This window comes from Yersinia sp. LJYL362 (assembly GCF_048323875.1).
The window spans coordinates 1-11,878 of record NZ_JBLWEX010000147.1 but is presented as its reverse complement, the minus strand read 5'-3'; the positions used below and the strand labels follow the sequence as shown (position 1 = coordinate 11,878).

Genomic DNA, 11,878 nt, shown 5'->3' with positions numbered 1-11,878 from the left:
TCGCACCCAGCGACGCAGTGTGAGCGTTGAGGACCTGACAGTCAATCAGTTCTCCACCATGACGGGTAAAATGATGACAAAAAACCATTAAAGCGCTTTTTGAGGCATTATTAGCCCTGCTAAACATAGATTCACCGCAAAAGAGTGAACCCACTGAAATACCATACAAACCACCAACCAGTTCATTTTCCAACCAAACCTCTACGGAATGGGCGTGACCCAGTGTATGTAAGTGGCAATAAGCTTGCTGTACATCATCCCCAATCCAGGTTCCCTCATCACGCAGGGTTGCACAAGCACGGACAACCTCTTCAAAAGCATGGTTGAGCGTAAATCGATAAGGGCAGTTGCGCAGGAAACGCCGCATGCTCCGGCTGATATGTAAATCTTCTGGATACAATACGGCTCTGGGGTCAGGTGACCACCATAAAATCATTTCACCAGGACTGAACCAAGGGAAAATCCCCCGTTCGTAGGCGGCCAACAAACGAGGAGGAGATAGATCTCCCCCTAGGGCCAATAACCCGTTTGGTTCGCGCAGAGCCAGCTCAGGCGAGGGGAACGCAAATGATTGAGAAGAGAGCTGTGTGATGCGCATAAATCCCCTTAGTGACACTTACAGGCCCATTTGGGCATCCCCGTAGTATTTGAAGCCACAGCGTTATTGACGATGGACTCACCTTACCAATTGGCTGTGGCTCTAATGACTTTGGATATCATCATCAATAACAATAATACTGCTTTGCTTTCAGCAGCTTTACTTAATATTAGCTATAAGTTTGCTGATTATCTGCCTATGTTTATATCCATCACACTTCAAGCTGCATGTGCGTTGACCGCCTTCCTGCAACTCGAATGATTTAGGGTATAGGCGCTTTACTTGCACATCATCTTCATCTTAATGCCGCTGATGGAATTGGTAGTAGCGGCCCTTGTTTTGCAACAAGTTTTGGTGGCTGCCTTGCTCAACAATCTTTCCTCCATCCATGACACAGATTCGATCCATATATTCCAACCCATACAAGCGATGCGTGACCATAATCAGGCTCTTATGTTGGCAGTGTTGGCGTAATAACGTCAGAATTTGTTGCTCGGTTTCTGCGTCAAGCCCTTCGGTGGGTTCGTCGAGAAGCAGCAGTGGTGCGGGATGCAGCAGCGCGCGAGCAATACCTAAACGGCGTTGCTCACCCCCAGATAATGGCCGCCCACCATCACCCATCCAGGCATTTAGCCCTTCATCGTTATCTAGCAAATTAGCCAAGCCAACTTGTGCCAAAACAATTTTTAGCTGTTCATCTGTGGCAGTAGGGCAGGCAAGTAATAAGTTTTCACGTAATGTACTGCTAAAAATGTGCACCCGCTGGCTGACCACTGTCATCATTTGGCGAAGTGTCGCTTCATCAAAGCGGGTCAAAGGTTCCCCATTTAGCGTGATGGCACCTTCATTGGCATCCCATGCTCGGCTTAATAACTGCAATAGTGTGGATTTGCCACAGCCGGTACGGCCTAATAGCGCAATATGCTCCCCAGCGGCCAGTGACAGCGATATATTCTGTAAAACAGGCAAGTGCTGCTGTGGGTAAGTAAAACCCAACCCTGTCACTTCTAGCGCTGCCTGTGGGGTCGCCGCGGGGCCATTAGCCGGGAACGTCACTTCGGGTTGTTGTTCCATTAGCTGACCAACGCGAGTCGCTGATGCAATAACTTGGCCCAAATGTTGGAAGGCACCCGCAACGGGTAACAGGGCTTCAAACGCTGCCAACGATGTGAAAACGAACAGGGCCAACAATGCACCTGGCTGGCTGTCACCCCCGATTCCGTCAGCGGCTAACCATAAAATTAATGTAACCGTCAAACCAGAGGCGAGAATCATTAACGCTTGGGCCAAGCCTGCCAAGGATGCTTGTTGCTTTTGGCGAATCATCCAACGCTGCTCAATCTCTTCTAATGAAGCGCGAAAACGTTGTAATGCCCCGAAAACCAACAGTTCGGCTTGACCTTGTAACCAAGACGTTAGTTGCGAACGATAACGGCCACGCAGGTCAGTTAAATCACGACCAATAGGCTTACCCGCACGATAGAAAATCAACGGTACTAACAATAACAACCCGAGCAGAATGGCACCGAGTGTCAGTGCTAAATTGACATCGATGTAACTCAGGCCGAAGGTAACAGCTGCGATGATAACAACGGCGGCAACCAGTGGGGATATTACCCGCAGATAGAGATGATCGAGTGTATCGACATCGGCGACCAGGCGGTTCAGTAGCTCACTTTGACGAAAGCGAGCAATACCGGCAGGGGAAAGCGGCAAGATTTTCTGGAATGCAAATACCCGCAGATGTGCCAGCACTCTAAATGTTGCATCGTGACTGACAACGCGTTCGGCATAACGGCCCGCTGTTCGGGTAATCGCAGCACCTCGTACACCCGCCGCAGGGAGCAGATAGTTAAAGGTATACAACCCTGCGGGCCCAGCAATAGCTGTTCCAGCCAGGAACCAGCCGGATAAAGTGAGTAATCCGATACTGGCAAGTAGAGTGATTATCGCTAATACAATGCCGAGGCAAATGAGGAACCAATGGCGGCGATACAACGCCAGAAAGGGGAGAAGTACTCGCATGATTAAAGCTCCTCACTGCGGTGGGACAGCAGATTGGCAAATGAACCGTCAGCCAGACTTAAGCTGGAGTAATCACCTTGTTGAATTAAAAGGCCATTATCCATCACCCAGATTTGATCATATCCTAACGTATCTTCCAACTGATGAGTAACTAGCAGAGTCGTCTGCTTACGAGCCGCTTCTTCAAGGGCTTTCATAACCAATTGCTCACTATGCGCATCCAAACTGGCCGTAGGTTCGTCTAATAACAAGAGCCGGCATGGGTTCAGCAATGCTCTGGCAACAGCGACGCGCTGGGCTTGCCCAACAGAAAGGCGCGCAGAGTGGTCACCCACCTCCGTATCTAATCCTTGTGGCAAATCCTCGAGGAATTCATTGATATAAGCGCGCTCAATCGCCAGTTGTAGTTGGTCATTGTTAGCATCAGGTTGGCCCAGCAGAATATTGGCGACCAGCGTCTGCTCCGGCAGGTGTGGATTCTGTCCGACCCAACTTAGCTGGTGACGCCAAGTTTGCGGATCCAGTTCACGCAGTTCTATGTTGTTGACTTTTAATGAGCCGCGATAAGGTAAAAAACCCAATAGTAAATTAAGCAAAGAGCTTTTGCCCGCACCACTCAGGCCAACGATAGCCACTCGTTTTCCCGCTGAGAGGGAGAATGTCAGTGGCCCGGCCAAACGAATACCTGTAGGAGATAATATTTCCAGTTCATTAGCTTCAAGAGCGATGGAATCGGAGCCTTCAAGAACTTTATCACCCCGGCCCATAGTTTCACCGTCAGTGCTCAAAAAGGTCACCAGTGATTCAGCTGCACCAACAGCTTGTGCTTTGGCGTGATAAAACGTACCTAAATCACGTAATGGCTGGAAGAATTCAGGTGCCAAAATCAAAACCAGAAAACCTGCAAACAGTGTTACACCAAGGCCGTAGCTGCCAAAATTCAATTCCCCCAAATAGGAAAAACCGAAGTAAACAGCAACGACTGCGATGGAAATGGCGGCGAAAAACTCCAACACGGCAGAGGAGAGGAAGGCCATTCGCAACACTTCCATGGTGCGGCGGCGGAAATCTTCTGAGGATTCGCGAATTTGGTCTGTTTCTGCTGTGGCACGGTTAAATAACCGTAAGGTGTCTAAGCCGCGTAAACGGTCGAGGAAGTTACCACTCAGACGCGCCAGCGCCACAAAATTACGCCGGTTGGCATCGGCCGCTCCCATGCCCACCAACGCCATAAACAAAGGGATAAGCGGCGCGGTGACAAATAGAATTAAACCTGCTGCCCAGTTGATAGGGAAGACAGCAATGAGAATCAGTACCGGAATAAGAACAGCCAGATACATCTGTGGAAGATAGCGAGAATAGTAATCTTGCATATCTTCAATTTGTTCCAAAATAATCGTCGCCCAACTTCCGGCAGGTTTGCCTTTTACCCAGGCCGGGCCGAGTTGTTCTAATCGGTCTAATACCATTTTGCGGATTTGCTGACGCACTTTCATGCCGCAAATAAACCCCACACGTTCCCGTAACCAACTGATCACGGCACGCACGGCAAAGGTTCCTGCCAACAAACCAAAATCGGTGATTAACTCTGCCCGTGGGACTTTGTCGATAATCAAAGATTGCAGCAAGGTGGCTAGTAGCCATGCTTGAGCAATAATCAATAATCCGCTGAGGAGGCCAAGTAACATAGACAGGCGGAGCCAACGTTGCGCGGGGGCGCTTTGTTTTTTCAGCCAACGAATTAACTCATACTGTCGTGTTTTATTCATCGGGCAATTTATCTGCGCAAAGTACGGGGAAATTTCAAAAATGTTTGTCACCATTCAAGATGGCAAACCAGCGAGGGGCAATATTACCTCGTCATGACATGAGGTGAAACCATAATGCTTGTGATAGTTGCCGCATTAGTCGATATCTATAATTTGCTGTTTTTCATTGACATGTGGATAGGCAAAATAAAGAACCAACAGAAATGAAAAACGGGCAGCTCACATATGTGTCAGTTGCCCGTTTGTATTAGGTGAATCGGCTGTGTCAGAGATTATTTATCGTTAACTAACCCATCCAGATAACGTTCCGCATCCAACGCAGCCATACAGCCAGTACCTGCAGAGGTGATGGCCTGGCGATAGATGTGGTCCATAACATCACCCGCAGCAAACACACCCGGAATTGAGGTTTGTGTTGCATTGCCCTGAATACCTGACTGCACTTTAATGTAACCATTTTCCAGTGCTAATTGATCACCAAAGATGGCGGTGTTAGGGCTATGACCGATTGCAATAAATACACCCGCGACTGCTAACTCTTCGGTTTCATTGTTTTTGGTCGATTTCAGCCGCACACCTGTTACACCCATATCGTCACCCAGCACTTCATCTAGCGTCCGGTCAGTGTGTAGCACGATATTGCCGTTTTTCACTTTTTCCATCAGGCGGTCGATTAGGATTTTTTCTGAACGGAAGCTATCACGACGGTGAATCAAATGAACTTCAGCAGCGATATTAGCGAGATATAGCGCTTCTTCAACGGCGGTATTACCACCGCCGACGACGGCAACTTTTTGGTTACGGTAGAAGAAACCATCACATGTTGCACAGGCAGAGACCCCTTTACCCTTGAGTGCCTCTTCCGATTCCATGCCAAGGTAACGTGCAGAGGCACCTGTCGCGATGATCAATGCATCACAGGTGTACTCGGCACTGTCACCAAACAGGCGGAATGGGCGGTTTTGCAAATCGACTTTATGGATATGGTCGAACAGGATTTCTGTCTGGAATTTTTCTGCATGGGCATGCATCCGTTCCATCAGCGCCGGGCCGGTAAGGCCTTCCGGGTCACCCGGCCAGTTTTCGACATCGGTGGTGGTGGTCAATTGACCGCCTTTTTCCATTCCAGTAATCAATACAGGGTTCAGGTTGGCGCGAGCCGCATAAACTGCCGCGGTATAACCTGCAGGGCCAGAACCCAAAATAATCAATTTGCTATGTTTAGCCGTGCTCATGAATACCTCTTTCCCACAATGGCGGACAATGTTAACGATTGTAGGGAAGTTCGGGCATTAAAAAAAGCAGACAAAAATGTTGTTAGCGATTTGTTTGATAGGCAATGCCTATTTAATGAACTAAATGTATTAAGAATCGACAGTTAGCTGTTAAACAAAATTGAGTCATGGGCAAATTAGACCAAAATTCATTTTTACGTTATGGATAAAATAGTCTCAAAAGCCTTTGACCCCACAAACGATGTGGCCTGCAAGCCGGTTGCTCGAAAAATACCCGCAATATGCTCGTCTCTTTTAACCCCATTTCATCGCTAAAAAACGGTGAAAAAATAGGTCAGAGAAGGGGGCTAAGATTTTAATTCTGGCACGTTCTACTGATTTAACTTCTTTTACTTTGACAATCGGCTGTGCATTTGCGAAAACATCATAGGAAGAAGAAATTATCTGCGCGCCATAATTTCAGATTTGGTATCAGTGATACCAAGCGAAAACCCTGGAATGTTTTCGATTAATGCTGGATGGCATGTGGAGTATGTTCGCGAACAACCGTAGGGGGGATGTTTCTGCGGTTGCTCGTGATGCGCTATCTCTTCCTCAACGCTAATAATCATCGAGTACCTCGCATGCGGTTGGACAGACAGGGTGTGAGATAACAACGTGTTGATATATTTGCATAAAACAGGCTGCGGGTCGTTGTTTGCAACAAGTTCTCAATCTATTGCGGATTGGAGCCTGTCGCAGACTCAAGGAAATTAAGAGAGACTATAAGATGATAGATAATAAAAAACGCCCGGGGAAAGAGCTTGATCGTATAGATCGTAACATCCTGAATGAATTACAAAAGGATGGGCGCATCTCCAACGTTGAGCTTTCAAAACGAGTAGGGTTGTCACCAACACCATGTCTGGAACGGGTTCGCCGCTTAGAACGTCAGGGCTTCATTCATGGCTATACCGCACTGCTTAATCCACAATATTTGGATGCATCATTGTTGGTTATTGTTGAGATTACTCTGAATCGTGGCGCTCCGGATGTCTTTGAGCAATTTAATGCTGCCGTAAAAAATCTTGAGGAAATTCAAGAGTGTCACTTGGTTTCCGGTGATTTCGACTATTTGTTGAAAACGCGTGTACCTGACATGTCAGCTTACCGCACATTACTCGGCGAGACCTTGCTTCGCCTGCCGGGCGTGAATGACACCCGTACCTATGTGGTCATGGAAGAAGTGAAGCAGAGTAACCGCCTTGTTATTAAAACGCGGTAAACAGGCAGGTGCAAAACCTGAGTAATTTGGTTACACTCCTGTTTATTCATACAGTTTCAACGCCGGGAGGGTTCTCGGCGTTGCTACTCATACCAGTTAACAGGAACCTGGAGAGCCTTTCTTGAGCCAGGAATATACAGAAGATAAAGAAGTTACTTTGAAAAAACTCAGCAGTGGGCGTCGTTTGCTTGAGGCTGTTTTGATTGTAGTAACGATTTTGGCAGCCTTCCTAATGGCCGCGCTGCTCAGTTTCAATCCTTCAGACCCGAGTTGGTCACAAACCTCATGGCACGAGCCTATCCATAACCTTGGAGGGAGTGTGGGGGCCTGGATGGCCGATACACTGTTCTTCACTTTTGGTGTGTTGGCTTATGCAATTCCCGCCATTATGGTGATGTTGTGCTGGGCCGCATTCCGCCAGCGTGATACCCGTGAACATATCGATTACTTTGCTCTCTCGCTGCGCCTGATTGGCACATTAGCGCTAATTTTAACGTCATGCGGGCTGGCTGCCTTAAATATTGACGATCTGTATTACTTCGCCTCAGGTGGGGTAATCGGTAGTCTATTCAGTAATGCCATGTTGCCGTGGTTCAATGGCGTTGGTGCTACCCTGACGTTGCTTTGTATCTGGGCTGTCGGTTTGACACTTTTTACCGGCTGGTCATGGTTGGTTATTGCGGAGAAAATTGGTGGGGTCGTCTTAGGGTCATTGACATTTATGACTAATCGCTCTCGTCGTGAAGAACGTTATGAAGATGACGATGACCAAATTGATGACGCGAACACCGTTGAGCAAGATAAGGGTGTCGGTGCAGATACTAAAGCACTAGCGGGTGCAGTTGCGGCTACCGCGTTGGTGGCGAATTCAGCCTATGCAGATGACGACGATGTTTTGTTCTCGGCGCCATCCGTAACAGGTACACCTGCCAGTCCAACATGGGAGGGCGCAATTCCGCCAAGTCAAATTGTGGCTGAAAGCGATGACCCATTACATCATTATGATCCATTATTGAGTACATTACGGGCGACAGATCAGGGTGGACAGTCGGCATTAGCTTCTACTGAGGGGCCTTCTGAACCCATTATCAATCACCCTACAGCGCCGATAACTGATAATGTCACTGCCGCGCCGCCACTCTATTCTTTTGAGATTCCACCGGAAGCGACATCTCCTGCGCCAACACGGATTGCGCCACCGGTTGAACGGCCTGAGCCCCAACTAGGTTCATGGGATAAACCCGCAACCCCAACTAGCCATTCACCCTTTGATTTTTCTGCGGCACAACGCCATAGCGATCAGGTGGAAAATACACCATATATGAATCCAGGATTAGGCATAGATACAGATAGCCTGGCCGCTATGGGGTCAGTCAGTCGGCCTGGGTCTGCAACTGGGATCATCGCAGCAAGTGCAGCCGCAGCTACGTTTATGCCAGCATTTACGGCTATCAGTGATAGCAGTTCGCAGGTTAAACAAGGTATAGGACCGGAGTTACCTCGGCCTAACCCGGTCCGCATCCCTACACGGCGTGAGTTGGCATCCTACGGTATTAAACTCCCATCTCAACGTATGGCGGAGCAGGAATTGCGTGAGCAAGAGGTGCAAACGCCTCAAGCGCCCGAGATGCCGTTCACCGCAGGTGCCACATCTGAAGATGATGATGCATTAGAACAAGCAATCTTGCGTAAGGCTTTTGCTGATCAGCAATCCGAGCGTTATGGGCAACCAGCCGATGCGGGAGTGAATGCGTTCTCAGCAGTTGAGCCGGAAGATGAACAAGCTTTGCAAGAGGCAGCATTGCGCCAAGCTTTTGCCGCACAGCAACAACATCGTTATGGCGCAACGCAGGGTGAAAATAGTGACAATAGCCAATATGGGCATGTTGTTGAAGAAATACAGCCTGTAGATACTCGCAGTGCTTTCACGTTCTCGCCTGTTGCCGATCTGGTTGATGAAAGCCCGCGTGAGCCTCTGTTCACACTGTCTCCGTATGTTGATGAAGCCGCACCGCCTGCACTGGTGCAAAGCCCTTCAGTACCCGATAATACTGAACAGGGCTCGGCCTATCAGCCATCAGCGGTAAATCAAACTCATCAAGCCTACTCGGGTCAATCGACACCTGTGCAACCTACGGCTCCTGCACAACCAGTGTCACCGGTGCAGCCAACCCCGGCGATGGACAGTTTGATTCACCCATTCTTGATGCGTAATGACCAGCCTTTGGTCAAACCGACGACCCCATTACCTACGCTGGATCTCCTTTCTTCGCCACCAGCGGAAGAAGAACCTGTCGATATGTTTGCTTTGGAGCAAACCGCTCGTTTGGTTGAAGCGCGGCTAGGGGATTATCGGGTTAAAGCGGAAGTGGTCGGTATTTCGCCAGGGCCAGTGATTACCCGCTTTGAGCTTGATTTAGCGCCGGGCGTCAAAGCTTCACGTATCTCCAATCTTTCTCGTGACTTAGCCCGCTCACTATCAGCCATTGCTGTGCGTGTGGTTGAGGTTATTCCTGGCAAACCTTATGTCGGGTTGGAGTTACCCAACAAACATCGCCAGACTGTATATTTACGCGAAGTGCTTGATTGCGCCAAATTCCGTGATAATCCATCACCGCTAGCTATCGTATTGGGTAAAGATATTGCCGGGCAACCGGTAGTGGCTGATCTTGCAAAAATGCCTCACTTGCTGGTGGCGGGTACCACCGGTTCCGGTAAATCGGTGGGTGTTAACGCCATGATCCTCAGCATCTTGTATAAAGCCACGCCAGATGATGTGCGCTTTATCATGATTGACCCGAAAATGCTGGAGCTGTCGGTGTATGAGGGTATCCCCCATCTGTTAACCGAAGTGGTGACGGATATGAAGGATGCGGCGAATGCACTGCGTTGGTGTGTCGGCGAAATGGAGCGGCGTTATAAGCTGATGTCTGCATTGGGTGTGCGTAATCTCGCGGGATATAACGAGCGAGTGGCTCAAGCTGAAGCTATGGGGCGGCCAATTCCAGATCCATTCTGGAAACCCTCCGATAGCATGGATATCTCACCGCCAATGTTGGTGAAATTGCCTTATATCGTCGTCATGGTGGATGAGTTTGCTGACCTGATGATGACGGTGGGCAAGAAAGTTGAAGAGCTGATTGCGCGTTTGGCACAAAAAGCCCGAGCTGCCGGTATTCATTTGGTTCTGGCAACTCAGCGACCATCTGTGGATGTGATTACTGGCTTGATTAAAGCCAATATCCCAACCCGTATCGCATTTACGGTTTCCAGCAAGATTGACTCACGAACTATCCTTGATCAGGGGGGCGCGGAATCACTACTGGGTATGGGGGACATGCTGTATATGGCACCTAACTCCTCAATTCCGGTACGTGTTCACGGTGCTTTTGTCCGAGATCAGGAAGTGCATGCAGTTGTTAATGATTGGAAAGCGCGTGGTCGGCCTCAGTATATTGAGAGCATTCTCAGTGGTAGTGATGAGGGTGAGGGGGGCAGCCTTGGCCTGGATAGCGACGAAGAGTTGGACCCACTGTTTGATCAAGCGGTGAATTTTGTTCTGGAGAAACGCCGTGCGTCTATCTCCGGTGTGCAGCGCCAATTCCGTATCGGGTATAACCGCGCTGCACGTATCATTGAACAAATGGAAGCTCAGCAGATTGTCAGTACACCGGGTCATAATGGTAATCGTGAAGTTTTGGCTCCGCCGCCGCATGAGTAGTCATCTTTTGCTTTGAGGCAGTTAACATAAACAGGGCCGCTTTGCGGCCCTTGAGGTTAATGACAAAGTGCCCGTAGCGGTGAAAACAGGCAGATCGTAAAGACGCCGTAAAATCGTCCCTGATGGCTCGAGTCGCGCCATCCCTGGAGCGGACACTTTACTCTTCTACCTGTCCTCACCTTGTAAGGTCGAGTCGTTGGGGTTTATGCAAAGAAGCATAAACCTCATATTTATCAGAGAATTTTATAAGGTATTTGGAATAATGAAAAAACTGCTTGTTGCTTGCTGTCTGTTATCGGGTTTAATTTCAGCTCACGCGCTGGCAGATGCCAGTACCGATTTACAAGGTCGCCTGAGCAAGGTGAACAGTTTCCATGCAAACTTCTCGCAAAAAGTGAGTAGCTCAGAGGGTGCTACGGTACAAGAAGGTGAGGGCGAGTTATGGGTGAAACGGCCTAATTTATTCAATTGGCATATGACCTCCCCTGACGAAAGTGTTCTGATTTCTGATGGTGAAACATTGTGGTTCTATAACCCATTTGTTGAGCAAGCAACGGCGACCTGGCTGAAAAATGCCACAGGTAACACGCCATTTATGCTTATCACCCGCAATAATCCGGATGATTGGAAACAATATAATGTGAAGCAGAAAGGCGATGATTTTGAACTGACGCCGAAGAGCGCCAGTGGCAATTTGAAGCAATTTGCTATCACAGTGACGCCAACGGGCACCATCAAAAGCTTTACTGCGGTTGAGCAAGATGGGCAGCGCAGCGCTTATACGCTGAAAGGTCAGCAAAATAGCTCTGCGGATGCCAGTAAATTTAAATTTACCCTACCAAAAGGCGTGACGCTGGACGACCAGCGGCAGTGAGGTCAGTGTGAGTAATATGTCCCTCGACTTTTCCCAGAATGAGTTTCAGCCATTGGCCGCGCGTATGCGGCCTTTGACGTTGGATCAATACATTGGTCAGCAGCATTTGCTGGCTCCGGGTAAACCGTTACCGCGGGCAATCGTTGCCGGGCAATTACACTCAATGATCCTCTGGGGGCCACCGGGAACCGGCAAAACCACGTTGGCAGAAATTATTGGCCGTTATGGTCAGGCTGATGTTGAGCGTATTTCTGCGGTGACCTCTGGCATTAAAGAAATTCGTGAAGCGATTGAACGTGCCCGCCAAAACCGCGACGCGGGGCGGCGAACAATTTTATTTGTTGATGAAGTTCATCGCTTCAATAAAAGCCAGCAAGATGCATTCCTGCCCC

8 protein-coding genes are annotated in these 11,878 nt (G+C 48.9%); 4 read left to right on the top strand and 4 right to left on the bottom strand.

Annotated elements, in window-relative coordinates:
* From aat to trxB, 4 genes are all read right to left on the bottom strand, one after another.
* A partial coding sequence (gene aat, locus ACNSO8_RS06880; protein WP_418394209.1) for a leucyl/phenylalanyl-tRNA--protein transferase occupies positions 1–598 on the bottom strand: 598 nt, incomplete at its 3' end.
* 300 nt (positions 599–898) lie between these two features.
* Positions 899–2,623 carry a heme ABC transporter ATP-binding protein/permease CydC gene (gene cydC / locus ACNSO8_RS06875; RefSeq protein ID WP_418394208.1) on the bottom strand — a complete coding sequence of 575 codons (1,725 nt, stop codon included), beginning with the start codon at positions 2,621–2,623 and terminating at the stop codon, positions 899–901.
* A 2-nt stretch (positions 2,624–2,625) separates the two neighbouring features.
* Entirely contained in the window at positions 2,626–4,392 is a 1,767-nt protein-coding gene (gene cydD, locus ACNSO8_RS06870) for a heme ABC transporter permease/ATP-binding protein CydD (RefSeq protein WP_418394207.1), read from the bottom strand.
* Positions 4,393–4,664: 272 nt separating this feature from the next.
* Positions 4,665–5,627, bottom strand: coding sequence for a thioredoxin-disulfide reductase (gene trxB, locus ACNSO8_RS06865; protein ID WP_418394206.1), 963 nt, complete (start codon positions 5,625–5,627; stop codon positions 4,665–4,667).
* Positions 5,628–6,396: 769 nt separating this feature from the next.
* Here trxB and lrp point away from each other — a divergent pair.
* The 4 genes from lrp to ACNSO8_RS06845 all read left to right on the top strand — a co-directional run.
* Positions 6,397–6,891 (top strand): leucine-responsive transcriptional regulator Lrp, encoded by a 495-nt coding sequence (gene lrp, locus ACNSO8_RS06860; RefSeq protein ID WP_002211340.1) that lies wholly within the window; start codon positions 6,397–6,399, stop codon positions 6,889–6,891.
* A gap of 121 nt (positions 6,892–7,012) precedes the next feature.
* On the top strand, positions 7,013–10,612 hold the full coding sequence (locus ACNSO8_RS06855) for a DNA translocase FtsK 4TM domain-containing protein (protein WP_418394205.1): 3,600 nt from the start codon (positions 7,013–7,015) through the stop codon (positions 10,610–10,612).
* A 262-nt stretch (positions 10,613–10,874) separates the two neighbouring features.
* The gene (gene lolA, locus ACNSO8_RS06850; RefSeq protein ID WP_418394204.1) at positions 10,875–11,486 is read left to right on the top strand and encodes an outer membrane lipoprotein chaperone LolA; all 612 of its coding nucleotides are present in this window, start codon (positions 10,875–10,877) and stop codon (positions 11,484–11,486) included.
* A gap of 7 nt (positions 11,487–11,493) precedes the next feature.
* Positions 11,494–11,878, top strand: a 385-nt coding sequence (locus tag ACNSO8_RS06845; protein ID WP_418394203.1) for an AAA family ATPase, incomplete at its 3' end; no start/stop codon positions are given.